The following is a 21,737-nucleotide window of genomic DNA, read 5'->3' as shown; positions in this document are numbered from 1 at the left end:
GGCGGCGCGTACGCCCCCGTTCCCGCCCGGCCACGGCGACGCGGATTCGGGCAGGACCCCGGCGGGCCCACGACGCGGAGATCAGCCCGGCGGTAATCCGGTGGCGGAGACATACCCGGCCGTACCTATGCTTACGGCGGGATGAAAACTACGCTCGCCGATCTGCAGGGCAGCCTGCCTGACCTGATGCTGCGCGACCAGCGCAGGCTCCGCCGGCGCATCGACGGCATGCGCAAGATAAGGGACGGCAAGGCGCGCCAGGCCGTGGCCGCCGAGATCGCCGCCGACATCGAGGCGGCCGAGCTCCGGGTCGCGGCCAGGCGCGAGGCCGTGCCGCCGATCAGCTACCCGCCGCAACTCCCGGTCAGCCAGCGCAAGGACGACCTGCTGGAGGCCATCCGCGACCACCAGGTCGTGATCGTCGCGGGCGAGACCGGCTCCGGCAAGACCACCCAGCTCCCGAAGATCTGCCTGGAGCTGGGGCGCGGCGTCCACGGCCTGATCGGCCACACGCAGCCGCGCCGCATCGCCGCCCGGACCGTCGCCGAGCGCATCGCCGAGGAGTTGTCGATCTCCCTCGGCGACGCCGTCGGCTACAAGGTGCGCTTCACCGACCACTCCAGCGACGGCACCCTGGTCAAGCTGATGACCGACGGCATCCTGCTGGCCGAGATGCAGACCGACCCGATGCTGCTGCGCTATGACACGCTCATCATCGACGAGGCGCACGAGCGCAGCCTCAACATCGACTTCATCCTCGGCTACCTCAAGCAGCTGCTGCCCAAGCGGCCCGACCTCAAGGTGATCATCACCTCGGCCACGATCGACCCCGAGCGGTTCGCCCGGCACTTCGCCTCGCCGTCGGGGGACGCGCCGATCGTCGAGGTCTCCGGCCGCACCTATCCGGTCGAGGTGCGCTACCGCCCCGTCGAGGAGGACGACGACCAGACGCAGGCCATCGCCGCCGCCGTGGACGAGCTGTGCGCCGAGGGGCCGGGCGACATCCTCGTCTTCCTCAGCGGCGAGCGCGAGATCCGCGACACCGCCGACGCGCTGAAGGGCCGCGACGAGGAGGTCCTCCCGCTGTACGCCCGGCTGTCGGCCGCCGAGCAGCACCGCGTCTTCCAGCAGCACCGGGGCCGCCGCATCGTCCTCGCCACCAACGTCGCCGAGACCTCCCTCACCGTCCCCGGCATCAAGTACGTCATCGACCCCGGAACCGCCCGCATCTCCCGGTACAGCCACCGGCTCAAGGTGCAGCGGCTGCCGATCGAGCCGATCTCGCAGGCGAGCGCCAACCAGCGCAAGGGCCGCTGCGGCCGCACCTCCGACGGCATCTGCATCCGGCTGTACTCCGAGGAGGACTTCCTCGGCCGACCCGAGTTCACCGACCCGGAGATCCTCCGCACCAACCTGGCGTCGGTCATCCTCCAGATGACCTCGCTCGGTCTCGGCGACATCGCCGCGTTCCCGTTCGTCGAGCCGCCGGACAGCCGCCAGATCAAGGACGGCGTCAACCTGCTGCACGAGCTGGGCGCCCTGGACGCCAAGGGCCTGACCCCCGTCGGACGCAAGATCGCCCAGCTCCCGGTGGACCCGCGCCTGGCCCGCATGGTGCTGGAGGCCGACAAGAACGGCTGCGTGCGCGAAGTGATGATCATCGCGGCGGCGCTGTCCATCCAGGACCCGCGCGAGCGCCCGGCGGACAAGCAGCAGGCGGCCGACGAGAAGCACCGCAGGTTCGCCGACAAGGAATCCGACTTCGTCACCTACCTCAACCTGTGGAAGCACATCAAGGAGCGGCAGCGCGAGCTGTCCTCCAGCGCGTTCCGCCGGCTGTGCCGTACCGAGTTCCTCAACTACCTGCGGGTACGCGAGTGGCAGGACATCGACAGCCAGCTCCGCCAGGTCGCCAAGAACCTCGGCGTCGTCGTCAACAGCGTGGACGCCGACCCGCAGCGGGTGCACGTCTCGCTGCTGTCCGGGCTGCTGTCGCACATCGGCGTCAAGGACGTCATGGAGTCGAAGGGCGCGCCGCGCAGGCCGGACGGGCCGCGCCGTCCCGTCACCGAGTACATCGGCGCGCGCAACGCCCGCTTCGCGATCTTCCCGGGGTCGGCGCTCGCCAAGGCGCAGCCGCAGTGGGTCATGTCCGCCGAGCTGGTGGAGACCTCGCGGCTCTGGGCCCGGGTCAACGCCAAGATCGAGCCGGGCTGGGTCGAGCCGCTCGCCCAGCACCTCGTCAAGCGCACGTACAGCGAGCCGCACTGGGAGAAGGACCAGGCCGCCGTCGTCGCCTTGGAGAAGGTGACCCTGTACGGCGTGCCGATCGTGACCGAGCGCAAGGTCAACTACGGCAGGATCGATCCCGAGCTGAGCCGCGAGCTGTTCATCCGGCACGCGCTGGTGGAGGGCGACTGGCGCACCCACCACAAGTTCTTCCACGAGAACCGCAAGCTGCTCCAGGAGGTCGAGCAGCTTGAGGAGAAGGCGCGCCGCCGGGACATCCTCGTCGACGACGAGACCCTGTTCGACTTCTACGACCAGCGGATCCCCGCCGACGTCGTCTCCGGCCGCCACTTCGACAGCTGGTGGAAGAAGACCGCCCCCGCCAAGCCCGACCTGCTGACGTTCTCGCCCGAGATGCTGGTCAACGAGAGCGCGGGCGTCAGCGCGAGGGACTATCCCGACGCGTGGCGGCAGCGCGGCCAGCGGATGCGGCTCACCTACCAGTTCGAGCCGGGCACCGACGCCGACGGCGTCACCGTGCACGTCCCGCTCGCCGTGCTGAACCAGGTCGAGCCGTCCGGGTTCGACTGGCAGATCCCCGGGCTGCGCGAGGACCTCGTCACCGCGCTGATCAGGTCGCTGCCCAAGCAGCTCCGGCGCAACTTCGTGCCCGCCCCCAACTACGCGAAAGCCGTACTGGAACGGGTGTCGCACGAGGGTGGGGCTCCGGCCGAGCCGCTGCTCGACGTGCTGGAGCGGGAGCTGCACCGGATGACCGGCGTGACGATCCCGCGCGACGCGTGGGCGCCCGACCAGGTGCCCGACCACCTGCGCATCACGTATCGGGTGATCGACGACAGGAAGCGCGTGATCGCCGAGGACAAGGACCTCGACGGGCTCAAACGCAGGCTCGCCCCCCGGCTCCGCGCGACGCTGTCGAGGGCGGCCGACGACCTGGAACGCACCGGCCTGCGCGAGTGGACCATCGGCACGCTGCCCCGGGTCTTCGAGCAGGGCCGGATGAAGGCCTATCCCGCGCTCGTCGACGAGACCGGCAGCGTCGCGGTGCGGATGTTCGACACCCCCGCCGAGCAGGAGCGCGCGATGTGGGCGGGCACCCGGCGGCTGCTGCTGCTCGGCTCGGTCAACCCGGCCAAGGCCATCCTGCGTGGGCTCACCACCGCGCAGAAGCTGGCGCTCAGCCGCAGCCCGCACGGAGGCGCGGCCGAGCTGTTCGACGACTGCACCGCCTGCGCCGCCGACCGGCTGATGGCCGAGGCCGGAGGGCCCGCCTGGGACGCCGCGGGGTTCCGGCGGCTGCACGATCACGTGCGCGCCGGCCTGTACGACACCACCGAGGACGTCGTCGGCAAGGTGGAGCGCGTCCTCGCGACCTGGCACGTCGTGCAGAACGCCATCGCCGGACCGGCGGACGCGGTCGCCGACATCAGGGAGCAGCTCGACGGGCTGATCCACCCCGGCTTCGTGACCGCGACCGGATACGCCCGGCTGCCCGACCTGCACCGCTACCTGCGCGCGGTCGAGCGCCGCCTGCAGAAGCTCCCGGACGACCCGTACCGCGACCGCGAGTGGATGCACCTGGTCCACGACGTCGAGGACGACTACCGCGACCTGCTCGACCGGCTCAAACCGGCGGAGCGGGACGCCCCGGCCGTACGCGAGATCCGGTGGATGATCGAGGAGCTGCGGGTCAGCTTCTTCGCCCAGCAGCTCGGGACCCCGGCCCCGATCTCGGAGAAACGCATCCGCAAGGCGATGGAGCGGCTGTGACGGGAAAGCGTGAGAGAAGCGTGGAGGAGCGGCCGTGAACGTCCGGTCACTGGTGTTCGACGTCGGTGAGACGCTGATCGACGAGACGCGCATCTGGTCGCGGTGGGCCGACCGGCTGGGGGTGCCCCGCCTGACGTTCATGGGCGTGCTCGGCGGGATGGCCGCGCTCGACCGCTCGCACGCGGACGCGTTCCAGGTGATCCGGCCCGGCCTCGACCTCGACGCGGAGATCGCGGCCTGGCGCGAGGAGGACCCGGGCGGCCTGCGCGAGAACTTCGACGGCGACGACCTCTACCCGGACGTGCGCGACAGCCTCGCCGCGCTCAGAGCCGCCGGATACGAGCTGATCGTCGCGGGCAACCAGCCGAGCCAGGCGTACGACGCGCTGCTCGCCATGGACCTGCCGGTGGACGCGATCCACACCTCGGCCGCGTGGGAGGTGGAGAAACCGGCGCCGGAGTTCTTCGCCAAGGTCGCCGCCGTCGCGGGCCGCCGCCCGGAGGAGATCCTCTACGTCGGCGACCGGATCGACAACGACGTCCTGCCGGCGAGGAGGGCGGGGATGCGCGCCGCGCTGCTGCGCCGGGGCCCATGGGGCTATCTCCACGCGGACCGTCCGGAGGCGGCCCAGGCCGACATGGTCGTCGACGGCCTCGCCGACCTCGCCGCCCGGCTCACCTGACCCCGGCGCTCACCCGCGACCGCCGGATTCGGCCCCCGATTTCCGGCCGTCGAGTGGAGGGGCCGACGGCCGGAAGCGGGGTGCCGGCGTGCGCTCAGCCGAGGTCGAACTCGGCGGCCTTGACTCCCGCGACGAACGCGTCCCACTCGGCGGGGGTGAAGAACAGCCGGGGGCCGTCGGGGTCCTTGGAGTCGCGTACGGCGATCAGCCGGTCGTGGCCCCTCTTGTGGTCGATCCCGGAGACGCGGCCCCTCGTGGGATCTCCGTCGCCGATCGCGCGGGCGTGGGCGGGGCGCCCGGCGACGCCGGTGACCTCCGCCACCTCGACGCAGTTGCCGCCGTTGTCGCCGGAGAAGCTCGACTTGCGCCAGCGCGTCTTGCTCAGGTCCATCGTTCCTCCACCGTTTTCTCAATGAGTCCGAGGGACATCTTCAGCGGCAACGCCTCAGTGCGTATCGCCTCGAACCGCTCGATCGCTGTGCCGACGTCGTCGGGATCGCTGGTGGCGATGCCACGGACGGCGGTCTCCGCATACAGTACGTCGGCTCCGCCTTCCAGGGTCGCGATTACGAAACCTCCGAGCAGGCCGGAGTGCATGCCCTCGGGCACCACCTGGACGCTCAGCCGTGGGCCGGTCATCGCGACCAGATGGCCGAGCTGCTCGCGCATCACCTCCGGGCCGCCGATCGGCCGATGCAGCACGGCCTCGTCGATCACGCATCTCAGGGTCGGGGGCGGGGGCTCCTCGCGGGTGAGGATGAGCTGCCGGTGCAGGCGGCCCGCCACCGCCGTCTCGTCGCCGCGCAGCACCACCCGTGCGTACGCCTCGGTCTGGAGCAGGCCGGGGATGAGCAGGGGCTCGTACGTCCGCAGGGTCGTGGCCATCTGCTCCTTGTCGCGCCACTTGCCGAACCAGGAGGGGAAGACCTGGCCCTTGCGCCAGTCGAGCAGGCGGCCGAGCGCGCCGCCCGTGGCGAGGGCCTGGTCGCAGGCGTCGGCGAACTCGGGACTGGCCGGGAGCTGGCCGGTCTCCACACCGCTGATCAGGGATTCGCTGAAGTGGATCTTCTCGGCGAGCTGTGCCTGGGTGAGGCTCGCCGCCTGCCGGTAATGGCGCAGTTCCCTGCCCCATATCGCCTGTGGTGAATAGGAGTCGACCACAATGTCCTCCTTTGCCGGAGTTCAATGGCGCGGACCCGATCCGCAAAGCGCGGCCTTGGTAACGAATCCTTTACTGACAGTAGCCCCGGCTCGGCAACCTGGATCCGGGAATCCGAAACGCGGGAGAGCACCGATGGAAAAGGCGACCGCCGGCCGTACGACATCCACCGCTCACACGGCGTCCGCGGGGCGCCAGGGACCCGCCGGTCAGGCCGGGCCCGGTCAACGGGCCTTCGGGGGCCAGGCCGGGTTCGCCGGTCACGCCGGGCTCTGCGGCCAGATCGGATTCGACGGCGCCCTCGGATGGGGCGGGCACGCGGGGGGAGCCGCGTGCGGCGCGGTCACCGCCCGCGCGGCGATCTGCGGCCGCCCGTACGCCCCGGGCCGCCCCGCCCCCGTCCTGGGCGAGAAATGGATCCCGCCCGACGGGAGGTGCCTGGCGTCCGCGCGCCGGTTCGTGCGGGACGTCGCCGCCGACTGGGAGGCGGCGCAGGACGTCCCGGAGGTCGCCGAGCTCCTCGCCTCGGAGCTCGTCACCAACGCCATCACCCACGGCGCGCAGGGGGTGCCCGCCGCGAGCACCATCCGCATCTCCGTCTGCCGCGAGCGCGAGCTGATCGTCGTCGAGGTCCACGACTCGTGCTTCGCGCTGCCGCGCCCGCGCCGGGCCGGCGACCTCGACATCGGCGGGCGCGGCCTCGCCATCGTCCGGACCTTCGCCCACGGCTGGGGCTGGACCCCGACCCCGTACGGCAAGTCGGTCTGGTTCCAGCTCCTCGCCTGGCCCCCTTGAACGCGGCTCCCGTCAGGCGGCGCTCTTCTTCTCCTTGATCGCCGTGATGAGCTGCTCCTTGGTCATCTGGGAGCGGCCCTGGACGCCCTCCTTCTCGGCCTCCTGGAGGAGCTCCTCCTTCGACCGGCCCGCGGGCCTGGTCGGGCCGCTCAGCTCCCGCGCCTTGCGCTCGCTGAACTCCCGGCCCATCTCCGCCAGCCGCCGCGGCGGCAGCGCCTTCGCGAGCGCGGGCAGCACCTCGCTCTCCTCCTCCTCGACGTGGTGCGTGATCGCCCCCACCAGCTCCTGGAACGGGCCGTCGAAGTCGGGTCCGTCGGGGTCGGCCGCGATCAGGCGGCTGAGGATCTCCTCGGCCTCGTGGTGCTCCTCGGCGCCGTGGTGGACCTCCTTCTTCTCCGACGGGTCCTTCTTCGCGAGCACCGGGTACACCTTCTCCTCCTCGGCGCGGGAGTGCGCGACGAACTTCGCCGCCAGCTCGGCGACGAGCGCCGGGCGGTTCTCCGGCGTCTCCCGGATCCGCTCGAACAGCGCCTCGATGTCACGGTGGTCCGCGGTGATCAGGCCGATGACGTCCACTGCCATGTCTCCTCCTCGTTCGCGAATCCGTTCACTACCCGGGGAGGGGGCGGCCAACGCCGCCCGGCGGCGCCGTCGAAGGGTCGTCAGAGGGCCGTCAGAGGGGCGTCAGAGCTGGGAGAGCCGCACCGCGTACGCGAGCCTGCGGCGTCCGGCGTCGCTGAGGTGGATGTGGTCGCCGTGGTCGTAGGCGGCGGCGAGCTGCGCGGGGAACCCGGGGTCGCGCACCGCCTGGTCGAAGTCGATCACGCCGTCGAACGCCTTGCTGGTCCGGATCCAGACGTTGACCTCCTGGCGGATCTCCTCGCGCTCCTCCGTCCAGGTCGAGTAGCCGTAGAACGGCGTCAGCGTGCCGCCGAGGATGCGGATCTTCTTCGCGCGCGCCAGCTTGATCATCTTCTTGTACGCGTCGATCAGCGGCTTCGCCGACGTGTACTCGCCGCGGGAGATGTCGTTGATGCCTTCGAGGACCACGATCGTGCGGACGCCCGGCTGGGAGAGCGCGTCCCTCTTGAACCGGCTGAGCGCGCTGGGGCCGACGCCCGGCTGCAGCACCCGGTTCCCGGCGATGCCGACGTTGAGGACGCCCATCCGCTTCTTGGCCGGCAGCCGCCCGATCCGCTGGTAGAGGTAGTCGGTCCACCGCCGGTTCGCGTCGTTGCCCTGGCCGGTGCCGTCGGTGATGGAGTCGCCCAGCGCGACGACGGAGCCCGAGTCGCCGCCGGCCGTCACCGCGATCCGGTCCAGGAAGTACCACTGCGTGCTGGTGGTGGCGAACGCCTCCGAGGACTCGTTCGCCGCGTGGTCGCCGGGCGTGGAGAGGTAGGTCGTCGCGTAGGCCCGGTCGTGGCCGGTGACCTCCTCGACGGCGGTCGGGACGTACGCGCTGACCACCAGGTCCTGACGCCCGGAGAACTTCCCTGTGAGCGGGTCGCTCCAGACGGCCTGGCCGGGGCGTACCGTGACCCACTTCCGCTTGCCGAAGGTGAGTTGGCGGTTGCTCTTGGCCACGATCTCGGCCCCGTACGCCTGCAGGCCCAGGTGCACGTTCTTGAACGTGACCGGCGCGGTGCCGAAGACGTTGGACAGGCGGACGCGCACGGCGGATCCCCCGATGCTGGTGCGCGCCACCATGCGGACGGTCTGACCGCCGATCGTGACGGCCAGCCGGTCGGTGGGGGTGAGCCGGTCGCTCGCGGTGGACCACGTCCCCACCAGGCGCCGGGACTCGGCCCCGGCCGGTGACGTGGGAAGCACTCCCGCCATCACCGCAGTCATGACCACTACCGCCATGGCCCCCCGGTGAACCGGCCGTCGCATCGTCGTCCTCCTGTTTGATCGCACCGTGCGACGGCTTACATTACGGGCAATTGTCACAGTTGACGCATCAGTCAACGAGGAATCATCCGGGAAAAACGGTCACACCTGTCGCGCCATCCGGCCCGGTCCGGCACGTCGCGGCCAAAGATCACAGGTAGGGAGGACGGCGGCCCGTCACCGAGGATTCACTCGCCCATCCCGGCGCGGACGCACACGCCGGATAGGGTCGAGGCGATGAACGAGAACGAACGTTGGATTGCACTCGACGGCGCCGTCAACGTGAGGGACCTCGGCGGTCTGCCGACCGAGGACGGAGGGACCACGAGCTTCGGGCGGGTCCTCAGAGGTGACAACCTTCAGGGGCTGACCGGCGGAGATCTGTCCCTGCTGGTCGAGGAGCTCAAGCTCAGACACGTGGTCGACCTGCGCTCGTACGCCGAGGTGCGGCTGGAGGGGCCGGGCCCGCTGACCCGGATCCCCGAGGTGGGCCACCACCACCACAGCCTCTTCGCCGAGGCCGGCCGCTTCACCGACGTGGAGGCGGACACGATCGAGGGGGACAAGGTCCTGCCCTGGGGCCGGTCGCACAGCCTCGACGACGAGCTGCGGGTCACCGGTTACTACTACGGATATCTGCGCGCCCGGCCCGACTCGGTCGTGGCGGCGCTGCGGGTGCTCGCCCGCGACGACGGCATGTCGCTGATCCACTGCGCCGCGGGCAAGGACCGCACCGGCGTGGTGAGCGCGCTCGCCCTCGCCGTCGCCGGGGTGACGCGGGAGGCGATCGTCGCCGACTACGCCGCCACCGGAGAACGGCTGGAAGGCGTCCTCGCCCGCCTGCGGGCCAGCGACACCTACCGCGCCGACCTCGACGGCAAGCCCGCCGACCACCACCTGCCGCGCCCGGAGTACATGGAGCAGTTCCTGCGCACCCTCGACACGCGGTTCGGCGGCCCCTTCGGATGGCTGGAACGCAATGGCTGGACCGACGGCGACACCGAGGCCCTCCGCTCCCGCCTCACCGCCTGACCGTGTGACCGTGTGACCGACTGGTCGATCGGCGTCGCGCCGGGACGGAAGGACGCGTCCCGGCGCGACGCCGTTCCGGGAAGCCGGGCCGGGACGACTGTCGGTGACGATGACCGTGTGCTGACAACGTTCGGGTGAATCCGGTGAACGGCTCAGCGGGAGGTCTCCGGCGGTTCGACGACGGAGACGACGGTGCGGGTGGCCGCGGAGTGCCGGGCCGCCTCCAAAACGGCGAGGGACGCCACGGCGTCGCGCGGGTCGACGGGCGGGGGAGCGCCGTCCCGCAGACACGCCACGACGCCCGCGTAGAACTCCTGGTACGCCCCCGGCTCCGTCGGCACCCGGCGGTTGTCGCCCTCGACGCCCAGCTCGCCCCACCGGTCCGGCGGTTCGACGCCCCAGCCGTGGTCCCGGACGCGGAGCGCGTCCCGGTGATCCGGCGGCTCCGCTCCCCGGCCTTCGCCGTCCCGTCCCGCGAGGGGGCCGGTCCCCCCGGGGGCCGCGGCGGAGTCGGGACGCTCGCCCGCGCGCAGGCACGCCTCCTGCGGGTCCAGGCCCCACTTCACGTACGCGCTCCGCGAGCCGAGCACGCGGAAGCGGGGGCCGAGCCGTCCCGCAACCGCGCTCATCCAGAGATGCGAGCGCGCGCCGTTCACATGGGTCAGCGCGATGAACGCGTCGTCGTCGGACCGCACACCCGGCCTGCGCACATCGGTCTCGGCGTACACGGTGGAGACCGGGCCGAGGAGCTGGAGCGCCTGATCGACGAGGTGGCTGCCGAGGTCGTAGAGCACGCCGCCGATCTCGTCCGCGCCGCCCAGCTCGCGCCATCCGCCCTTGGGCACCGGCCGCCAGCGCTCGAACCGGGACTCCAGCCGCCGGATCGTGCCCAGCTCGGGCAGCAGGCGGCGGATCGTCAGGAAGTCGCCGTCCCACCGCCGGTTCTGGAACACGGTCAGCATCAGGTCGCGTTCGGCGGCCAGCCGCACCAGGTCGCGGGCCTGCGCCGCGGTCCCGGCGAGCGGCTTGTCCACCACCGCCGGAAGGCCCGACTCAAGCGCCGCCCGCGCCAGCGGCACGTGCGTGCGGTTCGGAGAGGCGATCACGATGAGGTCGCAGCGGCCGGGAAGCTCACCGGCCGACGCCACCACGTCCACGCCCGGATGCGCCCGCAGCGCCCGGCCGGCCCGCTCCCGGTCCCCGGTGACCACCGCGGCCAGCCGGAGGCCCGGCGTGGCGGCGATCAGCGGCGCGTGGAAGAACTCGCCGGCCGTGCCGTACCCGACGAGGCCGACACGGATCTCAGGTTCCCGTGACATGACCGGCGGCCTCAGCCCTCGCGGTCGTCCCGCTCGGCGAGGAACGCCTCGAACTGGGCGGCGAGCTCCTCGCCCGTCGGCATCGGGGTGTCCTCGGCGAGGAGGTTCTGCCGCTCGGTGCCCGCCTGGAACGCGTCGTACTGCTGCTCCAGGCCGCGGATGGCGCCGGACAGCTCCTCGGACGCCTCGATCTGCTCCTCGATCTCGGCGTTGGTCTTCTCGGCGGCGGCGCGGAGCGTGTCGGTGGGGAACACCAGGCCGGTGCCCCGGGTCACCGCCTCCAGGGCCGCCACCGCCGCCTGGTGGTACTCCGCCTGGGCGAGGTAGTGCGGCACGTGTACGGCGTAGCCGAGCGCGTCGTGCCCCTTGGCGCCGAGGCGCAGCTCGATCAGACCGGCCACGCTGCCCGGCACCTGGACCTTGCCGAACGGGCTGGGCGCCCCGGAGACCAGCTCGGGGCGGCTGGCGTGCGCGGTGAGACCGAGCGGGCGGGTGTGCGGGACGCCCATCGGGATGCCGTGCACGGTCACCATCTTGCCGACGCCGAGCCGGGTCGCCAGCATGCCCACGGCCTCGGTGAACAGCTCCCACTCGCGGTCGGGCTCGGGACCGGTCATGATCAGAAACGGGGTGCCGGTGGCGTCGTCGGCCAGGTAGACCGCCAGCTCCGGGGTCTCGTAGTCGACCCAGTGGTCGCCGTCGAAGACCATCGCCGGACGGCGTGAGCGGTAGTCGAGCAGGCGGTCGACGTCGAACGTGGCGATCAGACGGTGGTCCAGCTCGGCGAGCAGGTGCCCGAGCGCCAGCCGGCCCGCGCCGCCCGCGTCCACGAAGCCCTCGAAATGGTAGAGCAGCACCGGATCGGCCAGCTCGGGGGCGTCCCCGTCGAGCCTGTAGAGATCCGTCGGGTCGAGCACCTGAGTCCCAGCCTTTCCTCGTCAACGTTTCTCTGGAGAACCAGCGAGAGGTCCCACGGATTCCGCGTCGGTGTGCTGGACCCTACCGGTGGACAATGGTTCGCATGGAGCCGGACCCGGAACTGGAAGAGTTCGCGACCAAGCTGTTCGGGCTCGCGCGAGCCGGCGACACCGCCGCTCTGTGCGCGTACGTCGACGCGGGCGTGCCCGTCAACCTGAGCAACGACAAGGGGGACACGCTGCTCATGCTCGCGGCCTACCACGGCCACGCGGACACCGTGCGCGCGCTCGTCGAACGGGGGGCCGACCCCGGCCGGGCCAACGACCGCGGGCAGACCCCGCTCGCGGGCGCCGTGTTCAAGAAGGAGCTCGACGTGGTCGACGTCCTCGTGCGGGCCGGCGCCGATCCTCGCGCCGGGACGCCGTCGGCGATCGACACCGCGCGCATGTTCGGCCTCGACGGCCTGTTCGACGTCGGCTGAGCCGTGACGCCGCCCCCTGAAGCCGCCTGACGCCGCCGCCTGACGCCGCCGCCTGACGCCGCCGCCTGACGCCGATCGTGACGCCATGAGGCGCCGCGGTCGGCCGTCGGGGTGCGGCCGCGCGGGTGACCGCCCGGGCGACCGCATGGGCCGCACGCTGCGTTTGGAGTGGCCGCCAAGCCGTTCACAAGAGCCCGTCGATACACAGATCCCCGATATCTCGGCTGTCCGGTATGGGGGTCTTGGCGATGCGGCAGCGATTATTAGGTGTTCTGTGCGTGCTCGGGGTGCTGGCGGGACTGGTCACGGGGGTGCCTCCCGCCGCCGCGGCGACGAGCAGGGACGCGGAGACCACCGCGTTCCTCTCCGCGGTCGAGCGCTTCGCCGCACTCGGCGAGGGACTGGCGGAACTCGGCCCGATGGGGGAGCCGCTGCCCCTCGTCGGCCTGGTCCCCGGCGGTGAGGACGCCCTGGGCCTGGCCGACCTGTTCCAGGTCGCGATGTACGACCGGCTCAAGGACCTCACCAGCCTGGACGATCTCGAGGACGCGTACGAGATCCCCGGCCCGCGCGCCGGGCGGCTGCTGGCGAAGGCGGGCACCGACGGGCGGACCAGACGCCTCGACCTGACCTTGGAGATCACCAGGAACGTGGCCGACCGGCCGGTCTCCATCGCGAGCGCGCAGCCCAGGATCTCGCTGGACACCTCGGGCGGCGTCGACGTCGCGCTGAAGCTCGCCGCCAAGCTCTCCTTCGGCTACGACCCGGCCACCGGGTCGGTCTGGCTGGGCAAGGACGCCGCGCTGACGGTCCAGGCGGACGGGCGGCTGGTCGCGGGGGCGAAGCCGTCGGCCGCCTTCGGCATCCTCGGCGTCGACCTGTCGCCGGGCTCGGCGCTCTCCTTCACCGCCGCGTTCGCCTCCACCTCCTCCGACCCGGACGGCGACGGCCGGCTCGACCTGCGGGAGCTGGGGGCGGAAGGGGCGGCGGCCGGGCTGTTCGCCTTCTCCAGGAAGGGGTCGGCGACCGCCGGGCTGGAGGTGACCGCGCAGCCGTTCGCCGGCGCGCAGGTCGGCGGCGCGGGCGCGACCATCGCCGTGAGCTGGCCGGACATCGCCGTGGGCGGGCCCCAGGTGACCGTGAGCCAGGACGACCTCGACCGGCTCGGCCGCTTCCAGGCGCTCACCCCGAAGGACCTGCTCGACGGGCTCGGCCACCTGGCCAACGCGATCACCGCCGTGCAGCGGGCCCGCTGGGGCGACCAGGGCGACGTCGACCTGCCGTTCATGCGCGGCTCCCTGGCCGACGCCGTCCGAGTGTCCGAGGCGCTCGACACGTTCGTCTCCCAGAGCGTCGACCGGAACACCGGCCGGCCCACCTTCACCTCGATCCAGGACATGTTCGGCGCGCTCGCCAAAGCGCGCGGGCTTCCCGGGGGCGCCATCATCAAGGTCGCCGACGCGGGCTACGACGACACCACCAAGAAGATCGTCTTCACGCTCGTCGTCGATCGCACGGTCAACCCCGTGCCCGAGCCGCTCAACCCCGCCGGACAGACCAGCAGCGGGGCGGGCACGGGTGTCACCTACACCGCCACGACGCTCAAGCATTCCGGCCAGAAGTGGACACCCGGCCAGTTCGCCGGACGCCTGGTCACCGCGGGCACGTCGACCGGCGTCGTGGCCGACAACACCGCCGACACCGTCACCGTCGCCGAGGACGGGTGGCGCGGAGGCGTGCCCGCGGCGGGCACGCCGTACCGGATCGCCGCGGCGGACCCGATGATCGGTCAGGTCTCCTTCGGCGACGTCTTCAAGGCCCGCGCGGGGCTCGCGCAGGCCAACGCGGCCACCTCGGTGGCCGGGGTGATGCGCGGCTACCACGCCTCCGCGACGGTCGTGCTCGACCTCGGGGACGCGGCCACCGGGCAGGCCTGCGCCACCCGGCCGGACGGCCAGGGCAAGGCCTGCCCCTACAAGCACACCAACCCCGACGGCGGCTCGACCGTGGTGACCGAGCTGCCCAGGCCCGCCGACCGGGTCATGCTGCGTACCGGCCGCGACCTGTTCGGCGCGAGGGTGTCGGTCCGCAGCTCCGTCAACGTCGACGCCGTCGTCGGCTACCTGGGCGTGCAGCTCACCGGAGACCTCTCCATGACCGGCAGCAAGGGCGGCGACCTGGTGAAGGTCGCGCTCAAGAACGTCGGCGACATACCGCTGACGCGGCTGTTCGAGCGGCTGGCGAGCGATCCCGGCGCGATCCTGACGTCCCAGGTGGACGCCGCCGCCCAGGCCAGGCTGACCCTGGGCGTGCCCGGGATGGCGGACTTCTTCGGGGGCAAGGTCACCGGCGACGTGGAGATGCCGGACATCCGCACGCCCGACGCGCTGACCTTCCGCGGATTCGACCGGCTCGGCGAGGTCAAGGGCTTCGCCTTCGACCCCGACAACCCCCGCGCGCTGTTCGGCGCGCTGATCAAGTCGCTGGGGGCGCTGGCCACCTACCTCGAACGGGTCCAGGGCAGCGGGCAGGTGGGCAAGGCGATGACGACGAAGCTGCCGCTCCTCGGCCGTTCGGTCTCCGACCTGGTCGCCGCCGAGGAGATGGGCTCGGGCCCCGGCGTCGTGTACGGCGACGGCGCGTGCGGCGGCGAGAACGGCTTCGTCACCGACCCGTCGCGCACGTTCACCCGGGCGCACATCGGCCGCGGGGTGATCATCGGCACCCGTCTGATGACCGTCTCGGCCGTCTGCGGCGAGCACACGATGGCGTTCACCGCGAAGTTCGGCCAGGCGCTCCCCGAGCCGGGCGCCGCGTACGCGCTGCGCTCGCCGCTCAGGGACGCGGTCGACCGGCTGGCCGCGGCCCCGCCGGACACCGTGCAGGCGCTGGTCGCCGAGCTGAACAAGGCGCTGGGCGGCCAGGTCCGCATCGGTTACGAGGACGGCCGGCTGCGGCTCTCCCTGGCGTACGACAAGAAGGCGGCGCTGAAGGAGCCGCTGCGCTTCTCCTTCGGCGAGCGCAGCCTGGTCGCCGCCTCGGGCTCCGGCACGCTCGACGCCGAGATCGAGGGCCAGGTGCGGCTCGACCTGCAGGTGGCGCTCAAGCGCGACTTCGACCTCGCCCGCGACCTGCTGATCGACACCGGGTCCAGCGTCGACCTGGAGGCGAAGGCGCGGCTCGACGGCGTCGTCAAGGCCGACGTCGGACCGCTGCCCCTCTCCATCGGCAAGGCGGGCGACGACCCGTTGCAGGCCAGGCTCGACTACGGCGTGGGCCTCCGGTACGGCGGTGAGTCGCAGGAGCCGGTGCCCGTCGGGGACTTCTTCTCCGGGCTCGACCTGGCGCTCAACGAGACGAGCGAGCCGGTCTCCTGCGACCGCGACCCCCGGCGCGACGAGACCGATCTCGCGCTGTGCGCGGTGCTGCCCGCCTACCTGGCCGGCAACCCGATCACCGCGGACGGCAAGCACGCGCTCGTCCTGCGGCTGCCCAGGGCGGCCCGGCTGGCCGAGATGTTCGACCTGACCACGAAGCTGCCCGGCGACATCGACCGGCTGGAGCTGCCCTCGTTCGACTTCTCCACGCTGCCCGCGGGGCTGGAGCTGGACTGGAGCAACCTGGGCGAGGGCATCGACCGCTACCTGGCCGCGCTGGAGACCGGCATGCGCATCGCCGCATACGACGGCAAGCTGCCGATGGTCGGCCACGACCTGCAGCAGGGCGCGGACTTCATCGGCGCCAAGCGCGCGGAGGTGAAGGCGGCGATGGGCAAGGTGCCGAGCGGCACCGGCAAGGGCCTGCGCGAGTGGTACAACGCCGAGCTGGCGCCCAAGATCGGCCCCGGCGTGCAACCGCTGATCACCTGCGTCCAGGCGCCGAACCCCGATCCCGCCAAACCCGAGGCCTGTGACGAGGCCAAGGGCGCCGAGCTGACCGGCATCGCGTTCAAGATCAGCGTCGGCAAGGGCGTCGTCGACCCGGCGAAGGGCTGCGTCGAGGGCTGCGCGAGCCTGGAGCGGCGGCTGGACATCGGCATCCCCGGCCTCGCGCTGCGCCAGGGCCCCGGAAAGGGCGTGCAGGCCAAGGTCGGCTGGCGGATCGAGGCGACTGTTGGCCTGGACAGGACCAGCGGCTTCTACGTGGACGCCACGCCGGACAGCAGGCCGCGGGCCGACGTCGGCGTGAACGTCTCGCTGCCCGAGGAGATCACGGCGAAGCTGGCCATCCTGGACATCACCCTGAAGAACCGCACGCCGCAGTCGCCCGACCTGTTCGCGGGGACCTTCGGCATCGGGCTCAAGCCCGTCGGCCGGATCGGGCTCGCCCAGCTCGCCGACGCCGGCGACCTGGTGGAGACCTCGCTGCACGCCAACACGGCGATCGACTGGCGCTTCACCGTGACGCCCGGCTCGCCGATGCTCCCGGGACTGTTCGGCGACTTCCACCTCGACTGGGATCTCACCAAGGGAGGCGCCCCCGACCCGGCGAATCTGTCCATCGCGTTCACGAACGTGAACCTGGAGGCCGGTGACTTCTTCCGTACGGTCCTCGGCCCGGTGGTGACCCAGGTCAAACGGCTCACCGACCCGGTCCGGCCGGTGGTCGACCAGCTCTACGCGCCGATTCCGGTGCTGTCCGACCTGAGCCGGGCCGCGGGCGGCGGCGACGTCAACCTGATGACGATCGCCGAGAAGTACAACACGCTGGGCGGCGGCAAGGCGACCCAGTTCATCGAGCGTGCGGTCGAGATCCTGAAGCTGGTCTCCTCCCTTCCCGACTGCCAGGGCGAGCTGCACATCCCCATCGGCGACTTCACCGTGGCCGGGGACCGGGCGCTCACCACGGCGAACTCGCCGGACGTGGCGGACTCCCTGATCAAGGACGTGGCCCCGAAGACGGACGACCTGTTCGCGGCGCTCGACCAGGGGGCCAGGAACTGCGCCAAGGGCAAGGGCGAGGGCAAGGCCGCGGCCGCCGAGCAGGGACCGATGACGCGCTCCAAGAGCGCGGGCTTCAGCTTCCCCGTGCTCGACAACGCGGGCCGGTCGATCTTCAGTCTGCTGATGGGCAAGGACGTGGAGCTGGTCGAGTACGACTCCGGCCCGCTGCGCCTCGGCTTCACCTACAGCCAGTCCTTCGGCCCGGTGTACGCGCCGCCGCCCATCATGGTGGTCATCTCCGGCACCGCCGGCGTCGAGGCGCGGATCAGGGCGGGCTTCGACACGTACGGCATCCGCAAGGCGATCGAGCAGGGCGAGGCCGATCTCCAGATCCTCGACAGCCTCTATCTGAGGACCGCCGACGAGCGCGGCCGGCCCCTGCCCGCGATCACGCTGTACGGCACGCTGGAGGCCGGAGCGGCGGTCGACCTGCTGCTCGTCAAGGCGGGAGTGAGCGGCGGCATCGCGCTGACCGTCTCCATGCTCTGGGCCGACCCGAACAACGACGGCAAGTTCAGGTTCTACGAGTTCTCGGGCGTCCTGCTGCGCAACCCGCTGTGCCTGTTCACCATGGACGGCAAGCTCAAGGTCTACCTGAAGGCCTGGGTGGAGATCGGGTTCTCGATCTTCAAGAAACGTTTCGACTGGACGATCGTCGAGGCCACGCTGCTCGACTTCTCCGCGAAACCGAAGTGCGACGAGGACCCGCCGAAGCTCGCGACCGAGAGCGGAAGCGCGCTGGTGCTGCACATCGGCCCGATGCGCGCGGCCAGGGGCGGCAGCACGGCCAAGCCGAGTGACGACGCCGAGCAGTGGACGGTCAGCCAGCTCCCCGGCGACGAGGGCTTCGTCGTCAGCGCGCTCGGCGTGCGCGAGGAGCACCGCACCGGCGGCCTCGACCGGGTGCTCGCCGACGGGCGCGGCGCGAAGGGCGCGCTGCGGCTGGTCTTCCAGGGGTACGCCGACGACTCCGGCGCGCCGTACCCGTTCGATCGGAAGGTCGTGGCGTTCGGCGGCGACGGCGACGACATGATCCTGGCCGGCTCCGGGACCAACATCGTGGACGGCGGTCCGGGCGACGACCAGATCACCAGTGCCGACCTGTACGACGAGCAGGGCAAGCGGGTCGCGATCGTGGCCGGCGGCCCCGGCGACGACCACCTGACCGTGGGTGGCGCGGGCGGCTGGGTGGCCGGTGACGGCCGCCTGACCCCCGCCATCCGGAAGGTCGGCAAGGTCGAGGTCGCCGACTGGGACGCGGACGGCCTGCCCGGCGCGCCCGCCGACGGCCCGGGCGACGGCGACGACCGCATCGCCGCCGGGCTCGGCCGGAACCACCTGTGGGGCAACGGCGGGGACGACACCATCGGCGTCGCCTCCGACAGCCCGCTCGCCGTGACCGACCCGTCGCCCCGCTACCGCGCCCAGCCGAGCCTGCTGGTCGGCGGGCCGGGCCGCGACACCCTCACCGGCGGCTCCGCCGCCGACGAGATCCACACCGGGCCGCGCGAGGAGTTCGGCCCGGACGCGGCGGGTCCGCCCGACTCGGGCCCGAACCTCGTCGACACCGGCGCGGGCGACGACACGGTGTACGGCGGGCAGGCCGTCGACCTGGTCGCCGGCGGCTCCCGGCCGGGCGAGCACGTACGGATCCTCGGAGGCGGCGGAGACGACGTCCTCGCGGGCGGTCACGGCAAGGACGAGATCTTCGGTGGCCCCGGCGACGACTGGGTGATCGCGGAGCCGTCCGACGTCGGCGAGGCCGAGGGCCGCGACGACTTCGGACCGGTCAGGAAGGTGCGGCACCTGCCGCTGCCCGCGGGCGTGGAACCCTCGGCCAAGCTGCTGGTCGGCGGCGACGGCGACGACCACATCGTGGGCGGCGACGGCGGCGCGACGATATTCGGCGACCGGCAGCGGGCCGAGCCGTGCGAGGAGCACGACGGCGACGGCGACGGCCGCGACCTCGTCCTCGGCGGCGATGGCGCGGAGACCGTCTCGGCCGGCGGCGGAGCCGACCGGGTCGAGGCGGGCGGCGGCCGGGACCGCGTCTGCGGCGAGCGGGGCGACGACCGGCTGTCCGGCGGCGCGGGCGACGACTCCGTCAGCGGCGGCTCGGGCGACGACACCGCGTTCGGCGACGACGGGGCCGACGAGGTGACCGGCGGCCCCGGCGACGACACCCTGTACGGCGGAGCCCAGGACGACACCGTCGTGGGCGAGGCGGGCGAGGACACCGCCTTCGGCGGCCCCGGCGACGACCTGGTCGTCGGCGGCAGCCGTACGGCGGGCCGGGCCGACGGGGGCGACACGCTCTACGGCGACGACGGGGCCGACCGGCTCGTCGGCGACAACGGCGACGCCACCGGTCCCTTCGACCGGGACGGGACGCCGGAGGAGGCCGGCGGCCCGGACGTGATCCACGGCGGAGCCGGCGACGACATCGCGTACGGCGGGATCGGGCCCGACCGGGTGTTCGGCGACCCCGGTGACGACCGCCTGGAGGGCGGCGTCGGCGCGGACGTCGCCGACGGCGGCCCCGGCGACGACACCCTCCTCGGCCAGGACGGCCCCGACCGGCTGCACGGCCGGGACGGCGACGACCACGCCGAGGGCGGACCCGGCGTGGACTGGATCGAGGGCGGCCGGGGCGACGACGACCTCGTCGGCGGCTCGGGCGTCGCGGCGGACGACGCCGCCGACGCGCTCTTCGGCGGCCCCGGAGACGATGTCGTCCTCGGCGACAACGCCCTGGTGACGCGCGAGGGCGAGCCGGCCCGGGTGACGGTCAGAGCCGGGTCGGACGGAAAGCCGATGACTCCGCGCGCGGTCACGCTCCTCGGCGGCGGCTCCGGCGCCGACCGCGTCTCCGGCGGCTCCGGCGTGGACGTGCTGTGGGGACAGGACGGCGACGACCAGATCTCCGGCGGCGGCCAGGGAGACTACGCCGAGGGCGGCGGCGGCGCGGACCAGATCCGCGGCGACCTCCCGCTGTCGGCCGAGTCCGCCCAGACCACGAGCGAGCCGCTCGACGACCCCGGCTGGAAGGGGACCGCGAGCGAGCCCGCGGAACTGGAGGGAGAGGACGCCACCCCCGGACAGGACGACCTGATCGGCGGCTCGGCCCGGCCGGGCGCGGCCGACGAGGGCGACGCGATCGAGGGCGGCGGCGGAGCCGACGTGCTGCTCGGCGACAACGGCTCGCTCGTGCGCACGCTCACCGCGAGCGGCGAGCGCGTCTACACCGAGCGCTACCCGGCGGGGCAGGCGCCCCCCGACGCGACGCGCGCCCGTACGCACGACCCGGCGCTGCCCGGCGACTCCACCCGGTTCTGCACCCAGGCCCGGGCGACGTGCGAGCCGGAGGGCGCCTACGGCGACGACCGCCTGTACGGCGACACGGGCGACGACGGGCTGTGGGGCCAGGACGGCGACGACCGGCTGCACGGCGGCGCCGGCGACGACGACCTGTTCGGCGAGCTCGGCGACGACGAGATGTACGGCGGCGAGGGCGAGGACGCCATGCTCGGCGACCGCGGCGGCGTGGTGAACGAGCGGATCGACGCCGGGGACGCGCAGCGGCTCGGCTTCACGGTCAGCCTCAACGCCCCGCCGAAGGAGACCTACCGGGGCTTCCCGCTCGGCTCCTACGACCGCCGCGTCGACCTGCTGCACGACGCGGACGGCGACACATGGGTGAGCGCCGCCATGCCGCACGACGGCTTCGCCGCGGGAGGCGACGACCGCATGCGCGGCGGGCCGGGCCGCGACAACATGCACGGCGGCGCCGGCGACGACCTGGTCAACGGCGACAGCGGCGGCGACGAGGTCTTCGGCGGAGACGGCGACGACGTCATCTGGGGCGGCAAGGGCTGCGACCCGGTCCTCGACGCCGCGACCGCCGACTGCCTCTCCGGCGGCGCGTTCGACCCGGCCGCCCGGGGCACCGGCGACCGGTTCGTCGACCACCTCTTCGGAGGCGCCGGGGCCGACCTGCTCGACTACAACCCGCGCGGCTCCTACCCGGACGCGTGCGCCCCCGGGCGTATGCCCGACGGCACGCTCACGACCGTCGTGGACCCCTGCCTGTGGTTCCGGATGACGGACAAGGACAACGCGTCCGCCGCCGACGACCAGCACCACCAGGGCGTCGACTGGCAGTACGGCGGCGCGGATCGGGACGTGCTGCAGGGCGACCGGACCGCCAACGGACCCAACCCCGGCGACAAGATGATCGACTGGAACGGCTCGTTCAACCTCTACACGCACTGCGGTCCGGCCAACGGCGGCCACAACATCGTCCGCCAGCACTCCCCGGCGATGCTCGACTTCCTGGCCAAGGTGGCCTGGGGCGCCGGCGCGGGCCGCGGAGCGGGCGACGCCTCGGGCGCGCGCGAGCTGGCGATCCCCGCGAACGACAGCGGCTCGCCGTACCCCACCTCACCCGGACACTTCGACTCGCCCGTCGCCTGCGCGGGCTGATCAGGAGAGACGC

General features: G+C 72.5%; 12 protein-coding genes. 6 read left to right on the top strand and 6 right to left on the bottom strand.

Features of this window, described 5'->3' with window-relative positions:
* The first annotated feature begins 141 nt into the window (after nucleotides 1–141).
* Entirely contained in the window at nucleotides 142–4,020 is a 3,879-nt protein-coding gene (gene hrpA / locus AWQ70_RS24380; RefSeq protein ID WP_067180161.1) for an ATP-dependent RNA helicase HrpA, read from the top strand.
* A gap of 34 nt (nucleotides 4,021–4,054) precedes the next feature.
* Nucleotides 4,055–4,702 (top strand): HAD family hydrolase, encoded by a 648-nt coding sequence (locus AWQ70_RS24375; protein ID WP_245647130.1) that lies wholly within the window; start codon nucleotides 4,055–4,057, stop codon nucleotides 4,700–4,702.
* Between the two features lie 94 nt (nucleotides 4,703–4,796).
* Here the strand turns inward: AWQ70_RS24375 and AWQ70_RS24370 are convergent, their stop codons facing one another.
* Both AWQ70_RS24370 and AWQ70_RS24365 read right to left on the bottom strand, forming a co-directional pair.
* Complete coding sequence (locus tag AWQ70_RS24370; protein ID WP_067180158.1) at nucleotides 4,797–5,093, bottom strand: DUF397 domain-containing protein; 297 nt, start codon at nucleotides 5,091–5,093, stop codon at nucleotides 4,797–4,799.
* Nucleotides 5,084–5,863: a helix-turn-helix domain-containing protein gene (locus AWQ70_RS24365; protein ID WP_067180155.1), complete on the bottom strand. Its 780-nt coding sequence runs from the start codon at nucleotides 5,861–5,863 to the stop codon at nucleotides 5,084–5,086. The genes AWQ70_RS24370 and AWQ70_RS24365 overlap by 10 nt, the downstream gene beginning before the upstream one ends.
* Before the next feature lie 133 nt (nucleotides 5,864–5,996).
* On the opposite strand from AWQ70_RS24365, the gene AWQ70_RS24360 reads away from it, so the two are divergent.
* Nucleotides 5,997–6,656 (top strand): ATP-binding protein, encoded by a 660-nt coding sequence (locus AWQ70_RS24360; RefSeq protein WP_067180154.1) that lies wholly within the window; start codon nucleotides 5,997–5,999, stop codon nucleotides 6,654–6,656.
* A gap of 12 nt (nucleotides 6,657–6,668) precedes the next feature.
* Here the strand turns inward: AWQ70_RS24360 and AWQ70_RS42085 are convergent, their stop codons facing one another.
* Together AWQ70_RS42085 and AWQ70_RS24350 are read right to left on the bottom strand one after the other, a co-directional pair.
* On the bottom strand, nucleotides 6,669–7,238 hold the full coding sequence (locus AWQ70_RS42085; protein WP_067180151.1) for a hemerythrin domain-containing protein: 570 nt from the start codon (nucleotides 7,236–7,238) through the stop codon (nucleotides 6,669–6,671).
* A 102-nt stretch (nucleotides 7,239–7,340) separates the two neighbouring features.
* Complete coding sequence (locus AWQ70_RS24350; RefSeq protein ID WP_169808733.1) at nucleotides 7,341–8,510, bottom strand: SGNH/GDSL hydrolase family protein; 1,170 nt, start codon at nucleotides 8,508–8,510, stop codon at nucleotides 7,341–7,343.
* 276 nt (nucleotides 8,511–8,786) lie between these two features.
* Here AWQ70_RS24350 and AWQ70_RS24345 point away from each other — a divergent pair, with 276 nt between their 5' ends.
* A complete protein-coding gene (locus AWQ70_RS24345; RefSeq protein ID WP_067180147.1) occupies nucleotides 8,787–9,581 on the top strand; it encodes a tyrosine-protein phosphatase in 795 nt (264 codons plus the stop codon).
* Nucleotides 9,582–9,733: 152 nt separating this feature from the next.
* On the opposite strand, the gene AWQ70_RS24340 is transcribed toward AWQ70_RS24345, so the two are convergent.
* Together AWQ70_RS24340 and AWQ70_RS24335 are read right to left on the bottom strand one after the other, a co-directional pair.
* Nucleotides 9,734–10,900: a Gfo/Idh/MocA family protein gene (locus AWQ70_RS24340; protein ID WP_067180144.1), complete on the bottom strand. Its 1,167-nt coding sequence runs from the start codon at nucleotides 10,898–10,900 to the stop codon at nucleotides 9,734–9,736.
* Nucleotides 10,901–10,911: 11 nt separating this feature from the next.
* The gene (locus AWQ70_RS24335) at nucleotides 10,912–11,817 is read right to left on the bottom strand and encodes a proteasome assembly chaperone family protein (protein ID WP_067180142.1); all 906 of its coding nucleotides are present in this window, start codon (nucleotides 11,815–11,817) and stop codon (nucleotides 10,912–10,914) included.
* Between the two features lie 104 nt (nucleotides 11,818–11,921).
* On the opposite strand from AWQ70_RS24335, the gene AWQ70_RS24330 reads away from it, so the two are divergent.
* Together AWQ70_RS24330 and AWQ70_RS24325 are read left to right on the top strand one after the other, a co-directional pair.
* The gene (locus AWQ70_RS24330; RefSeq protein ID WP_373282370.1) at nucleotides 11,922–12,299 is read left to right on the top strand and encodes an ankyrin repeat domain-containing protein; all 378 of its coding nucleotides are present in this window, start codon (nucleotides 11,922–11,924) and stop codon (nucleotides 12,297–12,299) included.
* 233 nt (nucleotides 12,300–12,532) lie between these two features.
* Complete coding sequence (locus AWQ70_RS24325; RefSeq protein ID WP_157530337.1) at nucleotides 12,533–21,724, top strand: calcium-binding protein; 9,192 nt, start codon at nucleotides 12,533–12,535, stop codon at nucleotides 21,722–21,724.
* Nucleotides 21,725–21,737 lie beyond the last annotated feature (13 nt).

Origin of the sequence: Microtetraspora niveoalba, from assembly GCF_001570405.1 — a bacterium.
Taxonomy (GTDB): domain Bacteria; phylum Actinomycetota; class Actinomycetes; order Streptosporangiales; family Streptosporangiaceae; genus Microtetraspora; species Microtetraspora niveoalba.
Note: the sequence above shows the minus strand (reverse complement) of the source record. Positions and strands in the feature narration are given on the sequence as shown.